General features: G+C 71.4%; 22 protein-coding genes and 1 pseudogene. 10 read left to right on the top strand and 13 right to left on the bottom strand.

Translation table 11 applies throughout. The annotated features are described in order from the left end of the window. Positions 1 to 13 precede the first annotated feature (13 nt). Complete coding sequence (locus B7C62_12935; GenBank protein ID ARF73070.1) at positions 14 to 499, top strand: GNAT family N-acetyltransferase; 486 nt, start codon at positions 14 to 16, stop codon at positions 497 to 499. 19 nt (positions 500 to 518) lie between these two features. Here the strand turns inward: B7C62_12935 and B7C62_12930 are convergent. Further along, positions 519 to 1,714 (bottom strand): annotated as a pseudogene (locus tag B7C62_12930) (MFS transporter). Positions 1,715 to 1,830: 116 nt separating this feature from the next. Here B7C62_12930 and B7C62_12925 point away from each other — a divergent pair. The 4 genes from B7C62_12925 to B7C62_12910 all read left to right on the top strand — a co-directional run bounded on the left by B7C62_12925 (position 1,831) and on the right by B7C62_12910 (position 5,357). Continuing rightward, entirely contained in the window at positions 1,831 to 2,721 is an 891-nt protein-coding gene (locus B7C62_12925; protein ARF73069.1) for a transcriptional regulator, read from the top strand. A gap of 136 nt (positions 2,722 to 2,857) precedes the next feature. Then, positions 2,858 to 3,838 (top strand): hypothetical protein, encoded by a 981-nt coding sequence (locus B7C62_12920; GenBank protein ARF73068.1) that lies wholly within the window; start codon positions 2,858 to 2,860, stop codon positions 3,836 to 3,838. Beyond that, positions 3,831 to 4,406: a hypothetical protein gene (locus tag B7C62_12915; GenBank protein ID ARF73067.1), complete on the top strand. Its 576-nt coding sequence runs from the start codon at positions 3,831 to 3,833 to the stop codon at positions 4,404 to 4,406. Before B7C62_12920 ends, B7C62_12915 begins: the two co-directional genes overlap by 8 nt. A gap of 18 nt (positions 4,407 to 4,424) precedes the next feature. Continuing rightward, positions 4,425 to 5,357 (top strand): hydroxymethylbilane synthase, encoded by a 933-nt coding sequence (locus B7C62_12910; GenBank protein ID ARF73066.1) that lies wholly within the window; start codon positions 4,425 to 4,427, stop codon positions 5,355 to 5,357. A 46-nt stretch (positions 5,358 to 5,403) separates the two neighbouring features. Here the strand turns inward: B7C62_12910 and B7C62_12905 are convergent, their stop codons facing one another. Both B7C62_12905 and B7C62_12900 read right to left on the bottom strand, forming a co-directional pair. Next, the gene (locus B7C62_12905; protein ID ARF73065.1) at positions 5,404 to 5,616 is read right to left on the bottom strand and encodes a hypothetical protein; all 213 of its coding nucleotides are present in this window, start codon (positions 5,614 to 5,616) and stop codon (positions 5,404 to 5,406) included. Further along, complete coding sequence (locus B7C62_12900) at positions 5,613 to 6,455, bottom strand: hypothetical protein (protein ID ARF73064.1); 843 nt, start codon at positions 6,453 to 6,455, stop codon at positions 5,613 to 5,615. The genes B7C62_12905 and B7C62_12900 overlap by 4 nt, the downstream gene beginning before the upstream one ends. Before the next feature lie 609 nt (positions 6,456 to 7,064). On the opposite strand from B7C62_12900, the gene B7C62_12895 reads away from it, so the two are divergent. The 3 genes from B7C62_12895 to B7C62_12885 all read left to right on the top strand — a co-directional run bounded on the left by B7C62_12895 (position 7,065) and on the right by B7C62_12885 (position 9,269). Next, the gene (locus B7C62_12895; GenBank protein ID ARF73063.1) at positions 7,065 to 7,547 is read left to right on the top strand and encodes a hypothetical protein; all 483 of its coding nucleotides are present in this window, start codon (positions 7,065 to 7,067) and stop codon (positions 7,545 to 7,547) included. Beyond that, a complete protein-coding gene (locus B7C62_12890; protein ARF73062.1) occupies positions 7,540 to 7,770 on the top strand; it encodes a hypothetical protein in 231 nt (76 codons plus the stop codon). Before B7C62_12895 ends, B7C62_12890 begins: the two co-directional genes overlap by 8 nt. Before the next feature lie 293 nt (positions 7,771 to 8,063). Next, positions 8,064 to 9,269, top strand: a complete 1,206-nt coding sequence (locus B7C62_12885) for a hypothetical protein (GenBank protein ARF77136.1) — start codon at positions 8,064 to 8,066, stop codon at positions 9,267 to 9,269. A 30-nt stretch (positions 9,270 to 9,299) separates the two neighbouring features. Here the strand turns inward: B7C62_12885 and B7C62_12880 are convergent, their stop codons facing one another. Beyond that, the gene (locus tag B7C62_12880) at positions 9,300 to 10,151 is read right to left on the bottom strand and encodes an EamA family transporter (protein ARF73061.1); all 852 of its coding nucleotides are present in this window, start codon (positions 10,149 to 10,151) and stop codon (positions 9,300 to 9,302) included. Beyond that, positions 10,148 to 10,666 carry an aminoacyl-tRNA deacylase gene (locus tag B7C62_12875; GenBank protein ID ARF73060.1) on the bottom strand — a complete coding sequence of 173 codons (519 nt, stop codon included), beginning with the start codon at positions 10,664 to 10,666 and terminating at the stop codon, positions 10,148 to 10,150. The genes B7C62_12880 and B7C62_12875 overlap by 4 nt, the downstream gene beginning before the upstream one ends. 217 nt (positions 10,667 to 10,883) lie before the next feature. Here B7C62_12875 and B7C62_12870 point away from each other — a divergent pair, with 217 nt between their 5' ends. Both B7C62_12870 and B7C62_12865 read left to right on the top strand, forming a co-directional pair. Next, positions 10,884 to 12,035, top strand: a complete 1,152-nt coding sequence (locus B7C62_12870) for a transcriptional regulator (protein ARF73059.1) — start codon at positions 10,884 to 10,886, stop codon at positions 12,033 to 12,035. Between the two features lie 159 nt (positions 12,036 to 12,194). After that, the gene (locus B7C62_12865; GenBank protein ARF73058.1) at positions 12,195 to 12,575 is read left to right on the top strand and encodes a hypothetical protein; all 381 of its coding nucleotides are present in this window, start codon (positions 12,195 to 12,197) and stop codon (positions 12,573 to 12,575) included. A 110-nt stretch (positions 12,576 to 12,685) separates the two neighbouring features. Here B7C62_12865 and B7C62_12860 read toward each other — a convergent pair whose 3' ends face one another. From B7C62_12860 to B7C62_12825, 8 genes are all read right to left on the bottom strand, one after another. Then, entirely contained in the window at positions 12,686 to 14,323 is a 1,638-nt protein-coding gene (locus B7C62_12860) for a penicillin-binding protein (GenBank protein ARF73057.1), read from the bottom strand. Between the two features lie 193 nt (positions 14,324 to 14,516). Then, the gene (locus tag B7C62_12855; protein ID ARF73056.1) at positions 14,517 to 15,278 is read right to left on the bottom strand and encodes an SDR family oxidoreductase; all 762 of its coding nucleotides are present in this window, start codon (positions 15,276 to 15,278) and stop codon (positions 14,517 to 14,519) included. Continuing rightward, positions 15,275 to 16,006 (bottom strand): hypothetical protein, encoded by a 732-nt coding sequence (locus B7C62_12850; GenBank protein ID ARF73055.1) that lies wholly within the window; start codon positions 16,004 to 16,006, stop codon positions 15,275 to 15,277. Before B7C62_12850 ends, B7C62_12855 begins: the two co-directional genes overlap by 4 nt. Further along, positions 16,003 to 17,067, bottom strand: a complete 1,065-nt coding sequence (locus tag B7C62_12845; GenBank protein ARF73054.1) for a hypothetical protein — start codon at positions 17,065 to 17,067, stop codon at positions 16,003 to 16,005. The genes B7C62_12850 and B7C62_12845 overlap by 4 nt, the downstream gene beginning before the upstream one ends. Further along, positions 17,064 to 17,954 carry a hypothetical protein gene (locus B7C62_12840; GenBank protein ID ARF73053.1) on the bottom strand — a complete coding sequence of 297 codons (891 nt, stop codon included), beginning with the start codon at positions 17,952 to 17,954 and terminating at the stop codon, positions 17,064 to 17,066. Before B7C62_12840 ends, B7C62_12845 begins: the two co-directional genes overlap by 4 nt. Then, complete coding sequence (locus B7C62_12835; GenBank protein ARF73052.1) at positions 17,951 to 19,177, bottom strand: S-adenosylmethionine synthetase; 1,227 nt, start codon at positions 19,175 to 19,177, stop codon at positions 17,951 to 17,953. The genes B7C62_12840 and B7C62_12835 overlap by 4 nt, the downstream gene beginning before the upstream one ends. Continuing rightward, entirely contained in the window at positions 19,128 to 20,066 is a 939-nt protein-coding gene (locus B7C62_12830) for an oxidoreductase (protein ARF73051.1), read from the bottom strand. Before B7C62_12830 ends, B7C62_12835 begins: the two co-directional genes overlap by 50 nt. Then, positions 20,063 to 20,899, bottom strand: coding sequence for a xylose isomerase (locus tag B7C62_12825; GenBank protein ID ARF73050.1), 837 nt, complete (start codon positions 20,897 to 20,899; stop codon positions 20,063 to 20,065). The genes B7C62_12830 and B7C62_12825 overlap by 4 nt, the downstream gene beginning before the upstream one ends. Positions 20,900 to 21,316 lie beyond the last annotated feature (417 nt).

Genomic DNA, 21,316 nt, shown 5'->3' with positions numbered 1-21,316 from the left:
TTACCCTCCCCGCATGATCATCACGCACGACCACACGGACCGCTCGGGCCGCCCCGTCACCCTCCACGCCATCGACGCGGACAACTGGCGGGCGGTCGCGGACAGCGCCCCGCGCGACGACCAGCGCGACTGGGTCCCGGCCCTGGCCGCCCGCTACCTCGTCCTGACGGCCCGCGAGGACACCTGGAACTCCCTGGCGGTGCTCGCGGGCGACGAGGTGACCGGCCACATCATGTGGGCGCGGGACGAGGACGGTTCGTACTGGATCGGCGGCATGCTGATCGACGCCGCCCACCAGGGCCGGGGCATCGGCGGAGCCGCCGTACGCACCCTGGCGACCTGGCTGTCGGCCCGCCCCGGCTGCACGGCGGTCCGCCTCTCCTACGCCCCGGCCAACGAGGCCGCCGCCCACCTGTACACCGCGCTCGGCTTCCGCCCGACGGGGGTGGAGGAGGACGGGGAAGTGGTGGCGGAGTGGGACGGGGAGGGGAGGCTGTAGGCCGGGGTGCGGGCCGGGGTCACTTCTCCGCCCCGCAGCGGGCTGTACGGCTCTGAGGGGCATCGGCCGCCCCCGTCCGTCGCGTACGGCCCCCCGTGAGCAGATGCAGCCCGAGCCCGAGCGCGGCCACTCCCGTCGCCGCCCAGGGCAGGGTCCGGGCCGAAAGGCCCCGGCGAGGGCGAGGCCGCCGAGGGCCGAGCCGACCGCGCTGCCCAGGTAGAGGGCCGAGTTGTTCTGGGCCAGGGCGACCGTCCCGGTACCGGTCCCGTCGCCCAGGGCCAGGAGCCGTTGCTGCTGGGGGACTTGCAGGGCCCAGCCGGAGGCGCCCCAGAGGACGAGGGCGGGGAAGGCCGCCGCGCCGAGCAGGGGCAGCGCCCCCTCGGCGAGGACCAGGCCCGCCAGGACGGCGGTCACGAGGGCCACGGCCTTTCCTGTACGGTCCAGCAGCGGCCCCGCGACGACGCTGCCCAGGACACCGCCGATGCCCCAGGCCCAGAGGTAGGGGGCGGTCGCGTTCTCGTGCACACCGCCCGTGGCGGCCAGGACGGGGGCGAGGTAGGTGTAGAGCCCGAGGCTCGCCACCGCCGCCAGGAACGAGACGCCGACGACCGGGGCCACCCGGCGGTCGGTCAGCGCGCCGAACCTGGCGCGCAGCGGTACCTGGGGCTCCGCCGGAATCCCCGGCAGCCGTACGGCGAGGCCCGCCAGGGCGACCACGCCGAGACCGGTCACCAGCCACATGGTGGCCCGCCACCCCGCGTGCCCGGCCGCCAGCACACCGAGGGGGACCCCGAGGGCCGTTCCGGCGCTCATACCGCCCATGACCAGGGCGAGGGCCCGGCCCTGCCGCCCCTGGGGTGCCAGGGCGGACGCGGCGGCGGTGGCCAGGGCGGAGTAGACGCCCGCACCGACGCCGGCCACGGCCCGGGAGCCGAGCAGGACGGCGATCGAGGGGCTGAGCGCGGTCAGGGCGTTGCCGAGGGTGAACACGGCGAGCGAGGCGATGAGCAGGAGGCGCGGGGAGACCCCGGACAGCAGCCCCGCGACGAGCGGCGCGCTCACCGCGTACGCGAGGGTGAAGACGGTGACCATCTGCCCGGCGAGCGACACCGTCGTGGCGAGGTCGTCGGCCACGGCGGGCAGCAGCCCGGCCATCACATAGGCGTCGAGCCCGAGGGTGAAGGCCCCCAGCATCAGCAACCAGATTCTGCGCACGCGCGCCAACTCCCTTGATCGAACGTGATGCGACCTTGATGCGAACGTCTTCCGGTTGCCGCCCCTCCGGAGGGGCGGACGCAGGAAACGTAGGCAGGCTCCGTTCTTCCGGGGAAATGCCGTGGGCAGCGCATTTATGCTGGGGCGGCATGGATCTGTCCCGTGTAGAACTCCGCCACCTGCGCGGTTTCCTCGCCGTCGCCGAAGAGCTGAACTTCACCCATGCCGCCGCCCGTCTGCGGATCGGCCAGCCCGCGCTCACCCGCACGGTGCGCACCCTGGAGGAGACCCTCGGCGCCCCGCTGCTGGCCCGGACCACCCGGACCGTGGAACTGACGGTGGCCGGAAGGAAGTTGTACGACGACCTCGCCCCGCTCCTCGCCCGGCTGGAGTCCGCCCTGTGCGGCACGGGCCGGGACGCCCTGCTGAGGCTCGGGTTCACCTCTCAGCTTCCGGCTGCCTGCGCCGCCCTGACGACGGCCTTCGAGCGGTCCACCGGGGCGGGCGTCCGCCTGGTGCGCAAGGACGCCCCGCTGGCCGGGCTGGACACGGGCGCCTGTGACATCGCGGTGGTGCGCGGTGAGATACCCGCCGAGGCGTCCGTACACAGCCGGGTGCTGCTGCATGAGCCGCGCACGGCCGTCGTGGCCCGCGACAGCGCGCTGTTCCCCGGCCGCCGGGTCGTGGACTGGGCCGAACTCGCCGACGTACCCCTGGTGGTGAACACGGTCACCGGGACCACCCGCCCCGACCTGTGGCCCCGCGACCGGCGTCCCGAACTCGCCTGCACCGCCGACAACTTCGACGAATGGCTGGAGGCGGTCGCGGCCGGACACGGCGTGGGCATCGCCCCGGAACCCGTCATGCTCCGCCACCACCACCCCGGCCTGCGCCGCCTCCGCCTCAAGAACGCCCCCGACGTCCCCGTCCACCTGGTGATGCCCGCCCGCCATGGTCACCCGCTGGCGGACCGCTACTTCGAAGTTTCCGAGCTTCCGACGGGATGAGTACGGCCCGGCCGGAGGGCTCTGGGCATCCGGCCGCTCGGCTGCCCCGCGGGGAGTGCTCGCGCACCGCGCGCGCTCCCTGTTCTGATTCCGTGCGCTCTACGTTGCCGACGTGGTGTCGGTATCTACTGGGCGTATGACCACACTCACCGAAGGGCCTTTACCGGCCGCCGGCCCCGATGGCGTCAACCCGTCACGCGCCCGGCCCGCCGTGCGAGCCCTCTACGCACGCCCCGCGCTCACCGCCGGAGACCTCAGCGCTCCGCTCCTCGCCCTCCCCGACGGGCACCCCGGGGTCGGGAGCCTTCCCGGGGCAGTGGCGCTTTCGGACGTTCGGCGGACCGCGACCCGCTGGAACGAACTCGGCATCCGCGGCATCAAGGCATTCGCCCTCGGCCACGATCGCGACAGCGCCGGGTCGGCTGCCGTATCCGCAGGCAACCTCATGGTCCTGGCGGTCTCAGCGGCCAAGGCCGCCGCACCGGACCTGGCCGTGACCACAGAGGTGTGCGGCTGCTCCTGGACCAGCGGCGGGGAGTGCGTACTGCGGACCTCTGCCGGGGACATCGACCTCGACGCGACCTACCGGCTGATGGGCGCCATGGCGGTTCAGCACGCCGAGGCAGGGGCCGACGTCGTATCGCCCACCGCGATGCTCGACGGATCAGTGCGTGCCGTTCGTGCGGCTCTGGACGGTGCGGGGCTCCGCGATGTGGGGGTGAACCCCAACCTGGCCATCCACACGACGCTGTACGGGCCTTTCAAAGCCTTGATGGCCACCGATCCGGTTGTGGGCCACCGGCGTGGCCTCCAGCTCGAACCCGGCCGGGCCGAACGCGACACCGTGGTCCAGGCCCGCCGCTGGATCGCCGAGGGGGCGGACTCACTCACCCTTCAGCCGGTGATGACCGCAGTCGATGTCCTCGTACGACTCCGAGCCGACCATGAGGCACCGCTCGTCGCGTACTCCACTTCCGGTGAGTGGCCCGCCCTGAGGGAGCTCGGTCCCGAGGGCATGACCGAGTACATCGCCATGCTCAGGCGCGCGGGCGCGGACCACGTGCTGACGTTCGCCGCCGAACAGGTGGCCGTGTACCTGGAGCAGACCCGTGGATGACCGCCCGTACGTGCGCCCGGCCGCCCTCGACGCCGTCCTCGCTGACGCGACCCGCCACGGATTCGCCATGTCGTGCGAGGACCGGACCGGCTCCCTTCTCGCCACGCTCGCCGCGTCCAAGCCCGGTGGGCGCATGGTTGAACTGGGGACGGGGGTCGGCGCCGGGGCATCCTGGCTGCTTCACGGCATGCGCTCCGACGCCCACCTGACCAGCGTCGAGATGAATCCCGAGCACCAGGCCGTCGCCGCCCGTCACCTGGCCCACGACACCCGGGTGTCCTTCGTGACGGCTGATGCCGATACCTGGCTCGACAACTACGCCGGGCCACCTCTTGCCCTGGCTTACGTCGACTGCAGACCAGGAAAGTTCCACCGCCTGGACGATCTGATCGGGTTGCTGGAGCCGGGCGGCCTCTACGTTGTCGATGATCTGCTGCCGCAGCCCACCTGGCCCGGCGACCACCAAGCACGTGTCGACAGATTTCTCGCACACCTGCCCGAGCAGTCCAACTTGCTTGGAACGTTGGCAACATGGGCATCGGGGCTTCTCGTCGGAACCCGTATCTGACGGTCTATCGTGAGCGGCATGTCCGCTGAACTGATCCGCATCGTGTCCCGCGACTCGCCCATGGCGCTCGCCCAGGTGGAGCGCGTCCGCGCCGAACTGGCCGTGCTCCACCCCGGCACCCGTACGGAGGTCGTCCCGGTCAGGACGACGGGCGACAAGTGGATGGGCGACCTCAGCGCGGTGGAGGGCAAGGGCGCGTTCACCAAGGAGGTGGACGCCGCTCTCCTGGCCGGGGAAGCCGACCTCGCGGTGCACTGCGTCAAGGACATCCCGGCGGACAGGCCCCTGCCCGCAGGCACGGCCTTCGCCGCCTTCCTCCGGCGCGACGACATCCGTGACGCGCTGATCCACCCCGGCGGCCTGCGCCTCGACGAGCTTCCCGCCGGGACGCGCATCGGAACGTCGTCCGTCCGCCGCAGCGCCCAGCTCGCCGCGTCGCACCCGCACCTTCTCTGCGTACCGATGCGCGGCAACGCCAACCGGCGGCTGGAGAAGCTCGCCGCAGGCGAGGCCGATGCGCTGCTCCTGGCCGCTTCCGGGCTTGAGCGCATCGGCCGCCCCGACGTCATCACCGAGATCCTGTCGCCCGAGGTGATGTGCCCGCCGATCGGTGCGGGCGTCCTCGCCCTGCAGTGCCGTGAGGGTGACACTGAACTCATCGATGCCGTCAGCGGTCTCGGTGACCCGGCGGCACACCGCGAGACGACCGCCGAGCGGATGTTCCTGCACGTGCTCCAAGGGCACTGCAACAGCCCCATCGCCGGATACGCCCAGGTCGAACGGAACGGCGACCTGTCGCTCCGGGCCAAGGTCTTCACCCCCGACGGCAAGACCGTTCTCAACGCCCATGAATGGGCCGGAGCGCTCGACCCGGCCACCCTGGGCACCTCCGTCGCGGTCAGCCTGCTGCGTCAGGGGGCCAGGGAACTGATCGACGGCATCGCCCACTGAGGGCCGCCCGCCCCGCAGGGCGGGTCCCACACCGGGTGTGCCGGAATCAGGTGAGGTCGTAGTTCTTCACGGCTGTGACGAAAGGACCCCAGGCGGCCGGGCCGAAGAACTGGGTTCCGGCTTCACGGTCCTTGGTGTCGCGTACGGCGATCGCAACGCCGAGATACCCGGCTTCCACACAATTGCTGTTCGCGCCGCTGTAGCTGGACGTGAACCAGTCGACAGGGGCGTTGTGAGAAGCGGGGCTGAACGTGCTCACTGATGTGCTTCCTTCTTGCTGGCGATCAGGGACAGCGACTTTTCGAACGGCAGCGCGGTGGCGGTGAGTCGTTCGTACGCCTCCGAATACCGTGCCACGTCTGCCGGCTCCTCGATATAGAGGCTGCTGTCCAGGTGTTCGAGCAGAGTGACATCCAAGCCCGGTTGGCCGAAGCTCAGTATGGTGAATCCGCCTGCCGTGCCAGGATGCAGCTCCGCGTCGGCGGGCAGCACCTGGATGGTCACGTGGGGATATTCCGCCACGTCCAGGAGGCGTTGCAGCTGATCACGCATGACTCCGTGCCCGGGCGCCCTGGCGGTCAGGGCCGCCTCATGGATGATGGCCCGGAGCCTCAGAGGCTTCGGACGGGTGAGTACGGACTGGCGGGCCATGCGTACTTCGACGAGTGGTGCAATCTCCTCGGGCGGTGCCGTCATGCTGATGGCACCGATGACCGCGCGGGCGTAGGCGGCTGTCTGAAGCAGGCCGGGGATGAGCAGGGGCTCGTACGAGTTGACTGACGAGGCGTCTGATTCCAGGCCGATCAGATCGGCGTACACCGGAACCAGGTCGTACGACTGCCACCAGCCGCGCTTTCCTCCATCGCGGGCCAGAGTGAGCAGGAACGCTCTGACTTCGGAGTCAACGAGCCCGTAGGCATTCATCAGCACCTCGACGTCTACCGGGCGTGCCCCTCGTGTGGCGCTTTCGAGACGCGAGACCTTGGAAGCGCTCAACCCCGTCCTGGACTCGACCTCTTCGAGTGTGAGCTTGGCGTCCTCGCGGAGGCGTCGCAGGCCCGAGCCGAGCCGACGACGGCGCACGGTAGGTGCGGTCATGCCGTACTACCCCCTAGATCTACTGCTGATCAGTTTCCCCCACCCGCTTGGTGAACTTCCAGTTCTCGAGCGCGCGTTCGGGCGCACGCCCCTTGTGAGTGGCAAAATTGCCAATTACTTCGTCAAGCTTGCCGTTCGTCTGGCGCGGCGTCACACTTGGAGTGGCAAGAATCACGCTGAGTCGTGGGTCTTGGTACACGTGCGCCCGCATTCGAGGAGCGCGCAGAGAGAACCCCGGCAACGGTGGTGGCCGTCCCGGGGTGTGGTCAACGCTGACAGGAGCGCTGACATGCGCCAGTTTATCGCCCGCCTCTTCGAGGCATTCTTCCGCCGCTTAAGCCTGAGGCACTCGCCTCAACCGCCTTGCCTGGCCGGGAAGCCGCACTCCGCCCCGCCCGTGCGGCGCGTCCGGGTGCTTGTCGTGTGCTGCACCGCCCTGCTGAGCGCGGTGACACCCTGCCGTCCTTATGGCCCGTATTCCTCTGCCGCGTACGCCCGTTGGGAGCGCGCCGAGCAGCGTCTGCGGGGAGGGCGGCGGCGCGAAGGGTGGCCTTCGCTGCACGGTGTCGACGGTGAACTCCGCTCCGTGCGACCGGAGGTGACCCGCTGATGGCTCACGTCGAGCAGGGAGACCAGAGCGGACAGGGCGCGCAGGGCGACGAAGTCGTACGGCGCTGGAAGCGGCACCCGCAGGTCGTACGCCTGGCGCGCGCCGGGCTGCGTACGGCCCTGGCGGGCTGGGGTCTCGGGGCGATCGAGGGGGACGCGCTGCTCGTTCTCTCGGAGCTGCTCACCAACTCCGTTCGCCATGCCGGGGGTTCGTCCTGGCGGGAGGTCGAGACGCGATTCCTGCTCCGGGACGGTGGACTCCGGGTGGAGGTGCACGACGCGTCGTCCCGCCTGCCCCGGCCGGGTGCGCCCCGGTGGGAGGCCGAAGGCGGTCGGGGGCTCCTCGTCGTGGCGGCCGTCGCGGACGACTGGGGGTGCGGCGACCGGAACGGCCCCGGGAAGTACGTGTGGGCGGAACTCGCGCCGCGCCCGGCCGTGGACGAACCGGGGCGGAAGCCCGTCGTGGAGGCGCGGCATGGATGAGCTCCAGGCGTACGCGCGCCGCCGGATCGGGCGCGCGCTCGATGCCCTCGACGGGTGCTGGTACGAGCTCTACCGGGCCGCCTCGCGGCGTATCGGAGCTGACGGCGGGCCGGTACCGAAACCCATGGAGGCGATGGGGGAGATCGACCGTGCCGAGGCCGAATGGGCCTTGCTGGTAGCGAAGTTGAGGTCCGGCGGGGGAGAGGCAGGCCCGTTGTCGTAGGAGATGTACGGCGATGCCCCGGGGACGGCCGACGGCTGCCCCCGGGGTTCCGTATCTCTGCCCTCGCGGTCCTGGTGTTCCGCGCGCCGTCCGCGTAAGCAGGAACGAGGGTGCCCACCGCGACGAAAGAAGCCTCCGTGCCGGACCACGCGCATGCCGGATCGAACGTCAAGGCCGACTCCGGTCCGGCGGCCCGCAGGTCCGCCACCGTCCCTCCGACCGCAACACGCGGACCACTCCCGGGACTTCTCGCCCTCCAGCCCGCCGTGGGCAACGCCGTCGTCGTGCAGCGGATGCTCCGGGCGCGGGAGGAGCACCGGCACGGGGCCGGGTGCGGTCATCCGGCCGATGAGGTGCCGGTCCAGCGGTCCACCGTCCATGACGTCCTGCGGACCAACGGCAGGCCCCTGGACGGGAGTACGCGGGCGGACATGGAGAGCCGCCTCGGTGCCGACTTCTCCGACGTCCGCATCCACGACGACAGTACGGCGAGGGCGTCCGCCGCCGAAGTGGGCGCCCGCGCCTACACCGCCGGGCACCATGTCGTCATCGGTGAGGGCGGGGCGGACCGGCACACCCTCGCCCACGAGCTCACCCATGTCATCCAGCAGCGCCAGGGACCCGTCGCGGGCACCGACAACGGCGCGGGGCTGAGGGTGTCCGACCCTTCCGACCGCTTCGAACGGGAGGCGGAGAGCAACGCGCGCCGCGCCATGAGCGGGGCCGCGCCGAAGGACCGGGAGGGCGAGCGGTCGGAGGCCGGACCGTCCGGGGAACCGGCCGTGCAGCGCTGGGCGGACCAGGCCAGCTCCCTCGGCCAGGGCATGCGGGTCTCGGCCGGCGGGGTGTTCGCGACCGTCCATGGCGGTACCTCGGTCTGGATCAGGGTGGGCACCCCGAACGCCAGTTTCTCCCCGGCCCTGCGGCCGACCACCACCGCGCCGCAGAACCTCTTCGGCACCGGGGACTACCAGGAGTACGAGCTCGCCCGGCAGATCCTGGACGACTGCCTCCACACGGCCGAGGAGATCATGCACAACGCCGTGGGCGAACTGGGCGACGGCGCGAACAGCAGCATCCGTACCAACACCGGGACCAAGGCGTTCGGCGTCTCGGACGAGTCGAACCGCGAGCGGGCCGCCGCCTTCCAGGGGAACGCGAACAGGGACGCCGCTCCCGCCGTCGGGCAGGCGTACGTGATGGTGGCCCTGAACCCCGGCGACACCGTCATGTCGCAGTACCACGCGGCGGCGGTCGTCGGGCTCGACGGAACCGACACCATCACCCTGGAAGCCTTCGCCGGCAGCAACCAGACGACCCCGGACTCGGGGACGTACACCATCAGTACGGCGGAGAGTTTCCACGACACCTGGACGGACGGCTACTACAGCCGGAACTACCCCCACGTCACCATGAAGACCGTCGTCCTCAGCAGTCGCGGGCAGGGCAGGCGCGTGGCCCCGGGCAATGAGCGGCCGGTCAATCCGAACGTGGCCTGACCTGACCCGGCCCAGGGTGAGGCGGCGGGGTCAACTCGTATGCAGCATCAGGCCGATGCCCACCACCATCAGCCCCGCCGCCGCGATCCTCGGCCCCCCGAAGCGCTCCTTGAAGAACAGCGTGCCGATCGCCGCGCCCACGATGATCGACGACTCCCGCAGCGCCGCGATCGGGGCGAGCGGGGCCCTCGTCTGGGCCCAGAGGACCAGTCCGTACGCGACCACCGAGAGGGCCGCGCCGAGCAGGCCCCGTACCGCGAACGGCTTGAGCTGGGCGGCCAGTGCGGAGCGGCGGCGGTAGTACGCGTACGCCGGGATCGCCAGGCCCTCCAGGATCATCAGCCAGGCCACGTAACCGAGCGGTGTGCCGGAGGCCCGTACGCCGACGCCGTCCACCGTCGTGTATCCCGCGATGGCCAGGCCCGTGCCGAGGGCCGCCGCGATCGCGGGCCAGTGCGGGCGGGTGCCGGAGCCTCGGATGCCCCAGAGCGCCAGCCCGACCAGTCCGGCCGAGGCGACCGCGACGCCCGTCGTCGCCCAGGCGTCCGGGCGCTCGCCGACGAAGACCGCCGCGAGGACCGTCACCACCAGCGGGGCCGTACCCCGGGCGATCGGGTACATCTGGCCGAAGTCGCCGAGCGTGAACGACCGCATCAGCAGCAGCATGTACGCCACGTGCAGCGCGGCCGAGACGAGGAGGTACGGCCATGCCCCGGCCGCCGGGAGCGGGACGAAGAGGGCCATCGCCGCGCCGATGAGCAGGCCGCCGCCGGAGATCAGGGTGAAGGAGAGCAGCTGGTCCTTGATGGCGTGGGCGATGGCGTTCCAGGCGGCGTGCGTGACGGCGGCTATGAGGACCGCCAGCACGACCAGCGGGGTCACTTCGCGGGCTCGCGCACATCCACCACCGTCGCGCCCGCGTGGGCGATCAGCGTCTTCGGGTCGAGCGGGAACACCGTGTGCGGGGTGCCCGCCGCCGCCCACACCACGGCGTGGTCCAGGAGGCGGCGGTCCGCCAGGACGCGGGTCTTCGTGGCGTGGCCGAAGGGGGGTACGCCGCCGATCGCGTAGCCGGTCGTCTCCCGGACCAGGGCCGCGTCCGCCCGCTCGACCTTCTGCGCGCCGAGTTCGCGGCGTACCAGCTCGACATCCACCCGGGACGAACCGTCCATCAGGACCAGCACCGGGACGCCGTCCGCCGCGAAGACCAAGGACTTGACGATCTCGCTCAGCTCGCAGCCGATCGCCGCCGCCGCCTCGGCCGCCGTGCGGGTCGCGTCGGGGAAGCGGCGCACCTCCACCTGGAGGCCCAGTCGGGCCAGGGCTTCGGCGAAACGGGGGTGGGCGGGGGAGACGGGTGCGGAGGGGGTGGCCGCGGTGGGCTCGGGTGTGTTCATGGCCGCACGCTAGCGGTCGTTGTAGGGGGCACGCGAGGGGGTTACGGGGGGCGGGTCGGCCGGTTCGCCGTGTGCGCCCTCGCGCCCTTTCGCCAGGTCATCCGGTCAATCCCTGCCTCGCGCTTGGCCGGAAGTCGTCGGTGGTGACCGTGACTTCGGTCGGCCACGCCACAGTGATAGGGCGATATATACAGGAAAGTGCGACAAGGGGGAAATAGTGTTGCGCATCCATTTCACCGCCCAGGATCTGGCGTACGTCCGTCTCGCCCGGAGCCCCGACCCGCTCTGGGAGATCGTGTGCAGCCTCTGCCGGCTCCAGACCGATGAGGGCCCGCTCGCGTTCGGGCCGTGGCGGCGGGCGGTGGCGGCCCGGCTGCGGGGCCCCGGGGGAGCAGGAGGAGGTGGTGGCGGTGGTGGGACGGATCGTGCGGTCGCGCTCGCGTTGCGGAGCCTGGTGCCGTGCGGGCCGTACATCCCCGACTTCCTGACCCCGGCCGTGGACGGCGGCACCGTCGATCTGCGGCAGGGCGTGGACCGGGTGCTGTCCACGCCCCGGAGCCGCCTGCGCCGGGAGCTGACCCTGCTGACGGAGTCGGTACGGACGGGGGTACGGGGGCCGGGGGCGACGGTGCCGGGGGCGCGGGTGCGGCCGTTCGCGGGGGAGCCGTTGGCGCGGGGCGACGCGGGGGCGCTCCGGGCGCTGGGCGGGCTGCTCACGGCGTACGACGCGGGGTTCGTCGCCCCGTACCGGCCCTGGATCGACGCGGCGGTGGCCTCGGACGTCGCCTGGCGCTCCCGCGAACTCGCCGTGGGAGGGGTGCGGGCCCTGCTGGAGACCTTCCGCCCGATGGCCCGGTGGAGCCCGCCCGTGCTGGAGGTGACGTACCCGGTCGAGCGCGATCTGCATCTGGCGGGGCGCGGACTGCTCCTGGTGCCCTCGTACTTCTGCTGGCGCAGGCCGATCACGTTGTTCGACGCGGCGCTGCTGCCGGTGCTGGTCTATCCGGTGGAGAAGCCGGTGGAGTCTGCCCTCGCCCCTGCCGGTCCCGGGCTGCCCGTCGTCTCCGGTGCCCCGCTCGCCCGGCTGCTGGGGCCGACGCGCGCCGCGCTCCTGTACGAGGTCGCCTCGCGCGGCTGCGCCACGACGTCCGAACTGGCCCTCGCGGTGGGCTGCTCGCTGCCCAACATCAGCCAGCAGCTGGCGATCCTGCGCGAGGCGGGCCTCACCGCCTGCCGCAAGGAGGGCCGGTGCGTGCTGCACCTCCCGACGCCGCTCGGGCGGCGGCTGCTGGAGACGGCGGGGGCGGGTGGGTACTGGCCGACCGGAGTGGGGGCGGCGGCTGAACCCGCGACGGTTTCAGCACGGTGAAAGGGTGCGGCGCGAGCGGCCTGCCCGCTGCCACGCTTCTGCCATCCGGCCGGCCGGTCCCGCGGAGGGAACGCCGTGGGGCGGCCGGACGGACGACCGCGATCACCTGTCCCACAGGGGAGCGCCGGGTCCAGGGGCCCGGCGGCAGGGAGGAACGACATGCGCAGTTTCGTACGAGCGGCAGTGGCGCTCATGTTCACGGCGGGGGCCGTGCTGGCGACGGGGGCGGGGGCGCAGGCCGGTGCCCCCGACGCCCGGGACGCCCAGGACACCTACGCGGGATGCCGGTCCGGGTACGTCTGCATCTACCCGGGCGCGTCCTGGAACGGCAACCGCCCCGAGGCGACGTACTACCGGTACGGCGTCTACAACCTCAACAACCAGATCGGCACCCACCGGGTGTTCAACAACCAGACCGGCGGGGCGACCGTGCAGCTGTGCACGGGGTACGACGGGGTGGGCTGCGGCGAGAAGATGCCCACCTGGACGTACTGGGACGTGAACCTGACCCCGATCAACTCGATCAGGCTCGCGCCTTAACCTGCGGCCTGCGACCTACGGCCTGCGGCCTGCGATCTGGGGCGGGGGCACTTCCACCCCCGCCCCAGGGGCGCGGGGCCGTGCCCCGTACACCCCCGGCTGCGGACCGCTCAGCCGCCCGCCCGCAGCACCTCGGCCACCACCGGCCCCGCCGCGTCGCCGCCGTGGCCGCCGGTCTGGACGACCGCCGCCGCGGCGAGGTCGTTGCTGAAGCCGGTGAACCAGCTGTTCGAGGTCTCCTGTCCGTCCACCTCGGCCGAGCCGGTCTTGGCGCCCTTGTCGCCGCCCACCGTGGCCATGGACCTGGCGCCGGTGCCCCAGGCCGCCGTGGCCCGCATCATGGTGTTCAGCTGCTGGGTGACGGCGGGCGACAGCGAGCGCGCGGCCGTGGCCAGCGGCCGGTCGTCCAGCGACTGCGGGACGATGACCGGCTGCCGGAAGGTGCCGGTGCGGGCAGTGGCGGTGATGGACGCCATGTTGAGGACGTTCATCTGGACGGTGCCCTGCCCGATGTACTGGGCGGCTGCCTCGCCGCCCACCTCCTCGGGGACGCTGCCGTCGGTGGTGACGACACCGGTCTTCCAGTCCAGGCCGATCCCGAAGACGTCCCGGGCCTCCTTGGCGAGCGCGGCGTCGTCCTTCGTGTCGTCGATGAGCTTGATGAGGGCGGTGTTGCAGGACCGGGCGAAGCTCTGGGTGAACGTGGAGCCTTCCGGCAGCGCGAAGTGCTTCAGGTTGTGGAACGAACGCCCTTGGTACATCGCCTCCTTGGGACACTCCGTCACCCCGTCCGCCGTGACGAGCCCCTTCTCCAGCAGCAGCGCCGCCGTCACGATCTTCAGCGTCGAGCCGGGCGCCTGCTTGCCCTGCAACGCCACGTTGAACTCGGTCACCGGGTTGTTGGCCACCGCGCGGATCGCCCCGGTGGACGGCTTCACCGCGACCACCGACGACTGCGCGTACTTCTTCACCGCCCGCTCGGCCGCCGCCTGGGCGCCCGCGTCGAGCGTCGTCTGAAGCTTGCCGGGCGTGCCCTTGGCGAGGGTCAGCAGAGTGGTGTCCGGCTGCCCGTCCTCGGCAGCCTCGATCCAGGTCTCGATACCGGGCGAACCGCCGGACACCGCACCGTACTTCTGGCGCAGGGTCTCCAGGATCGGCCCGAGCGAGGGGTACTTCTCCTTGGTGAGCACGGCGCCGTTGTGGTCGACCGCCTCGATCTGCGGGGCCGACGACTCACCCGTCCTCAGCGTGGCGCCCTTGGTCAACTTCGGGTGTACGACGGTGGGTTCCCAGTCCACCAGCGCCTTCCCGGTCGTCAGCCCGCGCACCACGGTGAGCTCCGAGGCGTACGTCAGGGGCTTCGACTTCCCCCCGAACGCGACGGTGGCGCTGACGGTGTACGGCACCTTCGTACCGACCGCCGGTCCCGGCGTGATCTTCACCTTGCCGATGTGGGCGGCCTCGCCGTACGAGGTGAGTACGGGCTCCGCCTCGGCCTCGTTGTTGGTCAGCAGGGCCGCGCCCGCCGCGTCCCCGGCCGCCCAGGCGTCGAAGAACCCCTGCGCCGTCTCGGCCGTCTCCTCCGCGCTCGGCGGCCCCGTCCTCACCTCGGGCGTCGCGTTCTGTGAGGCGATGCCGCCCCCGCCACCCCCGTCGCCGCCGAGCATGCCGTACGCCCCGTAGCCGACTCCGCCGGCCACGAGGACGAACACTCCGCCGACCACGGCGACCTTCGCTCCACTGCGCATCTGTGCAGTCCCCCTCCCCAAGAGCGCCCCCTGAACACGTTCAGGGGGCAACTGTGAGGAACCCTAAGGGATTGCCGTGAACAGTGAGGGCGTTGTTACCGGACCGGAACGCTCGGCCGGAAAGCGCTCTCCGCTGTGTGACGGCGGACTGGCTGGGAATGCATGGTGTACCGGGGGAGCACAAGGCGAAGCGTTAGGTAGGGAGGTCCTGGTCGGCGAAGGCCCCGCCGGTCCAGCGGTCGGTGAGCGGCCCGGTTCGGGGGTGGCGGGCGGCGTTGTCGGCGGGTCGGTAGCCGAGGGCGTCCCAGCCGGTGCGTGGCCACCAGTTCTCGGAGTTGTCCGAGGTGCCGTACAGGGTGAGGAAGCGGGTCGGCAGGGGTCTGGTGGCGGCGGCGTAGAGCAGGGCGGTGGTGTCGCGGGGGCTGAGCCAGGTTGCGCGGTGGCGGGGCTCGGTGGGATGGGTGCGGTGGCTGCCGATTCGTACGGCGACGACCTCCATACCGGTCTTGTGGGCGTAGAGGTGGCCGAGGGCTTCGAGGGCGATCTTGCTGACGGCGTAGAAGCTGTCCGGGGCCATGGGAGCCGCCGTCGCGCCGATGGGGTTCATACCGATGACGTGGTGGCTGCTGGCGAGCACGATGCGGGGGATGTTGTGGCGGCGGGCGGCTTCGAGGAGAAGGTGGGTGGCGGTGATGTTGTGCTCGACCACCTCGGCGAAGGGGGCCTCTTCGGCGATGCCCGCGAGGTGGATCACCGCCCCCGCTCCTGCTACGCCCCTCTCGACGGCACTCGCCTCCCGGAGGTCTGCCTGGACGAATTCGGCGTCGGTGGGTGGGAGGCGGATGGGTGGTCGTCGGTCGAGGAGCCGTAGCGGTATGCCATGGGCAGCCAGGTCGGTGACGAGGCGGGTGCCGATGGTGCCGCTGGACCCGGTGATCAGGAGCGGCCCGTTCATGGGCGGGGAGCGTGGTGCAGCACTGTGGCGACTCCGGCGTCGCTTTGCTCGTAAGCGATGCCCCGGAGCACGACGACAGGGGCACCTCGGCCTCGCTGTCCGAGGATGATGCCGGCGGCGCCGGTGATCATGTCGGTGAGGGTCTCCTCCTGCCGCTTTCCGTCATGCTCCGTGATCCGCAGCGGCGCCACTCCGGCGGCGCCGATGGAGATGCAGGCTGCACCGCGCCGGTCGGCACGTCCGTCCGAATCGGCGATGACGACCGCGACGTTCGCGCCGGTGTAAGAGATGAGTGCATCGCGCAGTACGCGGGCCGAGGCATCAGGGTCCACCGGCAGCAGCCATGCGCCCTTGGTCCCGGCTCGGTCGATCCCGGCGGAAGTGAGCTGGAGGCCGAGGGTATGACGGGCGATGATCGGCCCGCGGTCGGTGGCCAGGAAGTGCTCGGTGGAGTGGTCCAGCACGAGTTGGACGATCGTGGCGGGTTTGCCCGTACGGTCGGACAGGCGTTCGGCCTCCCGGGAGGGGGTGACTGTCGTCAGGTCCACATAGCGCTTTTCCGCAATGCTCACCGCTTTACTGGCCACCACCACGATGTCCCGGTCCTGAAGGGTGGTTCCGGTCCGGTCCAGGACCTGGGTGATGGTGCCCGCGAGGTCGTCGCCGGGCTGGAGGGTGGGAAACGGTTCCAGGGCGAAGGCGGAGAAGGCGGAGGTCGGCGGGGTCATTTCGAGGCTCCTGCTGAGGTGAGATCGGTGTGCAGGCCGACGTGCGCGGCGGCGAGCTGAACGGCCCGGTGCTGGGCGGTCGCGTGCTGGGCGCAGGTGAGCCAGTCGTGGACGCGGCGCAGATAGTGCGGCCACAACCCGGCGGCCGCTTCGGTCGGCGGTGTACCGGAGTTGACGGCACGCCAGGCGTCCACGACGGGTAGCGGCCAGGGCCGCTCGTCATCGTAGCGGTGACGCCCGGGGGTGAGGTTCTCCAGCGTGGTGAGCATGCCGGTGAGGCGGTCCGGGGCGAGGACGCGGTCGTCCGTCCGGTACGCGCTGAGGCTGTCGGGGGTGGGTGCGGGCGTCGGGGTTCGGCGGGCGGTGAGGTGCAGCAGGACGGGGACGGCCTGGCGGAAGATCACCGCAAGGTGCGGGAAGGAAGCGGCGTGCCGTTTCGGCTCGTCGGTCCGTACGGAGGCGACGGGGCCCAGACCGGCCGCGGTCAGCAGCAGGAAGGCGTCGATGCCGTACCCGTCGACGCATGGCGCCAGATCGGGTGGCAGCGCGGCGGCGGTGCGCGTGACCGTGTCCCGGGCTCGGCGGGTGAGGGCGAGGTCTCCGGCCAGGGGCTGGGGCACGTCATGGCCGGTGGTCGCGGCGATCAGGGGGCGGGCGAGGTGGTTGGTGAGGTTGGCTTCGTCCCAGTGGCGTGGGTAGTCGGCGATGGCGAACGCCGCCTGGCCGCGTACCTGGTCCAGCAGCGCGCGGTAGAGGGCCGGGTCGGGGGTGCGGGTGTCGGTGTCGGCGATCAGCACCGCCTCGGTGCCTGCCAGTTCCGGGTGTCGGAGCGCGGCGAGGATCTGGGCACCCTTGCCCCGTCGCAGCCCGGTCAGCGCGACCTTCCTCGCCCGGGTGGGGGTGGAGGCGAAGCGGGCGGCGGTGTCGGGGGCGTCGGAGGAGTCGGCGTGCACGATGATCGACTGTTCCCCCATCGCCTGGTCCGCCGCGGTGGTGACTGCGGCGATGGTGGTCGGCTCGTTGCGGCTGGGCAGGATCGCGGCGGTGAACGGCAGGGTCACGCGTACTCCCTGGTGATGAGGTCGGCGGCACTGCCCGCGTCGGGCGCGTACGCGTACGTGTAGGGGCGCTGTTCGAGTCGGGCGACCAGGTGGGTCCGCCAGCGGGCGAGGCGGGGCGTGTCCAGCGGCCACACTGGTCCGTAGGGGGCTCCGCCGGGGCCGGTCAGCGGGGTGGGGATGCCGCTGATGCACCGGGCGAGAGCTTCGTGGAGGCGCAGTTGCTCGTTCGCCGAGAACGGTGTGGCGGGGACCAGCACCGCGGACGGAACGTCGGGGTGGACGGTGAGCCGGACAACCGCCGCCAGGGAGACGGGGCGGCGGAGGAAGGGGGCCAGGCCGATGACGGGCTTGGGGTCCTGCCACCGCCGGGCGTCCTTCGGACGGACAGTGGCCGTCGCCTTGCCCGGCAGAAGGAGCAGTTCGCCCGAGCCGTCCTCGGCCAGGACGCTCAGGTCATCACCCGCGTGAGTGAAGCCGCGCTCGCCGAGGGCCAGGGTCACACTGGTCTTGCCCGCCCCCTTGTTGCCCAGCAGCAGGACCCCGCGACCGCTCGGCGTCACTGCGGCATTCGCGTGCAGGGTCAGCATGTGCCGCTCCTGGCGGGCCCGTTCCAGGGCGGTGTACGTCGTGTAGGCAAGCGTGGCCGACCGGGCGGCGCGCTGGGTGAGGCTCAACTGCACCCTTGAACCACTGACGGTGGTCTCCGGCGCGGTGTCGGTCACGGTCACCCCCACCACCGGGCAGGGCTCGCCCCCGACCGACAGGGGGGAAAGGCTCCAGCCGCCGGGGAGCCGGTCGGCCGCCGTGAGGGCCTGGCACGGATCCAGCCCCGGAGGGAGCTCCAGGGCGGCGGTGAGGTGGCCGGTCGCCACGGCGGCCGGGCTCATGACGCGGGTGCCGCGTCCAGGTCGGCCAGCAGCTCGGACACCGGGAGGACCCGGGGCAGGTAGCGCTGGTGGTCGACGATGTCGGGGACCCAGTCGGTGCGGTGCAGGACCTTCCGCACGAGGTCCTCGTGGCCAGGCTCGGGCTGGGTGGTGGTGATGTCGAGGGAGGCGGGCTCGGGGTAGGCGCTGCCGTTGCGCCACATCACCGCGATCCGGCACGGCCGACCGGTCTTCTCGGCGAGGGTGCGGCTCGCCTCGTCGACGAGCCATCCGCCGACCTTCCCGACGTGATAGGCCGGGTTCTTCCCGAACAGGGCTTCGTTGCCGGCCTGCTGGCCGGGGGTGATGAGCCCGGAGCGGGCATTGCCCCGGCCGACCAGCCCGTCCTCGCCGTAGTCGATCGCCGAGCCGGAGAGGGTGAAGTACTGGCCCGACAACGGCCCCGTGGCGCTGTTGCGGGTGTTGCACGTGACCGTGACCGGGCCCGGCAGCCGCTCAAGGAGCTGGTCGGTCAGCGACCGGGCGGCGGCGTCGACAACCTCCTGGAACTGTGCGCTGGTGGAGAGATGCCCGGCCACGGCCGGGACACACACGGTGATGTCCAGCGCGTGCCCGGTCCGGATGACCAGGGCCTTGATGTCGCTGCCCGCCCACGGCTGCTCGCGGAACCATGCCTCAGCGAGCAGAGCGACTGTCTCGGCCGTGGTACGGGCTGCGGTGCCGACGAGGAACGCGGTGTCGTTGGACAAGGCAGTGGGCCGCTCCGGCAGGTCCTGAAGTCCACGGGGCGCGAACCAGTGCTCGAACTTGGAAGAGTCGGTCGTCTCGTGCTGGACCTGCCACGTCATGTTCTCGAACCCCGGCAGCGCGCGGCGCAGCTGCTCGGCCGCGGCGGCCTCAAGGATCTCCCGGACCGGGATGGAACGCCCGGCGAAGCTGGTGGAGATCCGGCCGCCGACGATCACGCGTACGGGACGGTCGTAGAAGGCGTCGGCGTCGCTGAAGCGGGCGCGGCCGCCGAGGACGGCGACCTTGTCGAGGTTGTGGTGCAGGATCGCGCCGAACTCGCGCAGGCAGTAGTCGCTGTAGCGGATCGAGGCCAGCTCCGCGATGGCGTCGGCGAGGGTGTCGGGGTGCCCGAGGCCCTTGCGCTCGACGACCTCGACACCGAGGTCATGCGGCAGTACCGGCCTCTGAGACGGTGCGTGTAGTGCGGTAGACACGGTCGATGACCTCCAGGGTGCGACGGAGCTCGGACAGAGGGAACAGAGACGAGTGGTGGTGAGCGGGGCTGGTGCCGTCGGAGGGCAGGGCCCGGTACATGGCCTGCCTCAGCTCCAGGTCGCCGGGCGCTGACGACGGGTCACCGAGCCCGGCTTCGAGGTTGCGGCCTCGGATGTGCAGGCGCTGTCCGTCGTCGAGGTGGAGCGTGACCTCGTGGCGGCGCTCCTCGTCGCTGTCGACCTGGGCATCCACCGTCAGGACCGTGTCGTCGGCGAACGTGGTCATCGTGGTGATGCGGTCCTCGGATTCGGCCCACCTCCGCACCCGGTCCACGGTCGTGGTGCAGGAGGCGATGGCCGTGGCGGGCAGGAGGCGCAGGGCGAGGGCCAGACCGTGGATGGCCTGCTGGTGCAAGATTCCCCCGGCGGTGGCGTACCGGGTGCGCCAGCCTCGGTAGTAGGCCCGGTCCCGGCGGCACACCAAGGTCACCTCCGCCCGGCGGACGGTCGGCCGCTGGCGGAGGAGTTCGGCGATGCCAGGGGCGAAGTGCGGCTGGAAGGCGACGAAGATCCGTGCGTCTTCCGCTACGGGGGTCAGATGAGCGGGATCGAGCGTGACCGGCTTCTCCACCAGCACCGTCGCCCCTCCCCGCGCGGCGGTGCGCGCTGCGTTCAGGGCAGTGCCCGGCGGGGTCGCCACCACGACAAGGTCCGGCCCGAACCGGCTCAGCGCGCCGTCCCACCCCTCCAGCAGCGGTACCCCGGCCGGCGGAGCGACGGCCGGAGCGGGATCAGCTACCGCCACCAGCTCCAGCCCGTCCGCCCTCATCAGGGCCTTGGCGTGCTTGGTGCCGACCTCCCCCGAGCCGATGAGCAGGACCCGCTTCACGCCAGCCCACCCGGGACCGTTCGGCGCAGGAACGCTGCGCCGCGCGTCAACGCCTCGCCCGGACTCTGGCGCACGTGCGTCTCCAGCGCGTACGGCAGCCCCGGCCGCACCCGGTGCAGAACGGGCAGCAATTCCCCGTACGGCACTGCGCCCGCGCCTGCGGCCACGAATGCCTTCATCCCGTCGTTCCGCGGCAGATAGTCCTTGACGTGCACGTACTCGACGTACGGTGCGAGCTCTTCGACGGCCTGGGCCGTGCCGTGGCCGACCTCGTAGAGATTTCCCAGGTCGAGCCAGAGCCCCAGTCCGGTGTGCTCCCGGAGTACGTCGAGGAGTGGTGCTGGCTCGGCGACCGTGCACACGGGCTCGTTCTCCAGCAGCAGCTGTATTCCGGCCCGCTCGGCGGCTTTGAGGGCGTACGGAAGCAGCGGGTCGTCGAGGAACGACTCCGTCTGCTCGCCCACGGACAGGTGTGAGAACACCCTGACGCGGTCGGTGCCCAGGATGCCGGCCACGACCAGAGCGCGGTGCACCCACCGCTCCCGGTCCTCAGTGGGTACCTGGGTGGGAAAGCCGAAGCTGTCGACCTTGCCGGGGGCAGCCTCCGGGCGGCACCATTTCCACAACGGGGATGCCAGCGCCGCGACCCGCAAGCCCCGCTCGTCGGCCAGATGCCGGATCTCCCGAAGCCGTGCATCGTCCAGGGTGAGCGCGTTGGAGTTGTAGGCGGTACGGATCTCCAGGTGACGCACGCCCAGCGCGTGGGCCAAGTCCATGCCGACCGCAGGGTCCTGCCCCAGCTCGTCGGGGTTGAGCACCATGTTTCCCTGCACGTTCTTCTCCTTGTCGGTGCCCGCATGTGAGGGAAGGCCGGGCACCGACTGCGAGCAGGGCGCACGACCGAGGCCAGGAGCTCCAGGCTCCTACTGGCCGCCACCGGGCGGGGGCGGCGTGGGAAGCGGGTTTGGCGGGAGAGGCAGCGGTGGAGAGGGCGGTTGAGGCATCTCGGAACACTCCTTCGATCAAGGCACGACCACGGGTAGTGGCCACGACGCAGGCGGCTGTCCGTGCACTCACAGAACGGAAAGAAGCCGGGCCCGCAACCCAGATGCAGGCCCGACAGGAACGCGTGCGCCTCCAGAGAACGGCTGAAGACAGGTGTCTCGGTAGCCAACTCGGGTTAGTGTCAATGGGGTTAACCAGCTCTCACCTGCGGTTTTAAGGGAGGCGGCGTGGCGACAGGGTTAAGG

Origin of the sequence: Kitasatospora albolonga, from assembly GCA_002082585.1 — a bacterium.
In the GTDB taxonomy this organism is placed as follows: Bacteria; Actinomycetota; Actinomycetes; order Streptomycetales; family Streptomycetaceae; genus Streptomyces; species Streptomyces stephensoniae.
This window is presented reverse-complemented; position numbering and strand designations above follow the sequence as displayed.

Bases quoted from the DNA above. Each gene is read 5' to 3' on its own strand.
- B7C62_12935 (ARF73070.1), top strand. From the start codon at position 14: ATGATCATCACGCACGACCACACGGACCGCTCGGGCCGCCCCGTCACC.
- B7C62_12925 (ARF73069.1), top strand. From the start codon at position 1,831: ATGCCGTGGGCAGCGCATTTATGCTGGGGCGGCATGGATCTGTCCCGT.
- B7C62_12920 (ARF73068.1), top strand. From the start codon at position 2,858: ATGACCACACTCACCGAAGGGCCTTTACCGGCCGCCGGCCCCGATGGC.
- B7C62_12910 (ARF73066.1), top strand. From the start codon at position 4,425: ATGTCCGCTGAACTGATCCGCATCGTGTCCCGCGACTCGCCCATGGCG.
- B7C62_12900 (ARF73064.1), bottom strand. From the start codon at position 6,455: ATGACCGCACCTACCGTGCGCCGTCGTCGGCTCGGCTCGGGCCTGCGA.
- B7C62_12895 (ARF73063.1), top strand. From the start codon at position 7,065: ATGGCTCACGTCGAGCAGGGAGACCAGAGCGGACAGGGCGCGCAGGGC.
- B7C62_12890 (ARF73062.1), top strand. From the start codon at position 7,540: ATGGATGAGCTCCAGGCGTACGCGCGCCGCCGGATCGGGCGCGCGCTC.
- B7C62_12885 (ARF77136.1), top strand. From the start codon at position 8,064: ATGCTCCGGGCGCGGGAGGAGCACCGGCACGGGGCCGGGTGCGGTCAT.
- B7C62_12875 (ARF73060.1), bottom strand. From the start codon at position 10,666: ATGAACACACCCGAGCCCACCGCGGCCACCCCCTCCGCACCCGTCTCC.
- B7C62_12865 (ARF73058.1), top strand. From the start codon at position 12,195: ATGCGCAGTTTCGTACGAGCGGCAGTGGCGCTCATGTTCACGGCGGGG.
- B7C62_12860 (ARF73057.1), bottom strand. From the start codon at position 14,323: ATGCGCAGTGGAGCGAAGGTCGCCGTGGTCGGCGGAGTGTTCGTCCTC.
- B7C62_12855 (ARF73056.1), bottom strand. From the start codon at position 15,278: ATGAACGGGCCGCTCCTGATCACCGGGTCCAGCGGCACCATCGGCACC.
- B7C62_12850 (ARF73055.1), bottom strand. From the start codon at position 16,006: ATGACCCCGCCGACCTCCGCCTTCTCCGCCTTCGCCCTGGAACCGTTT.
- B7C62_12840 (ARF73053.1), bottom strand. From the start codon at position 17,954: ATGAGCCCGGCCGCCGTGGCGACCGGCCACCTCACCGCCGCCCTGGAG.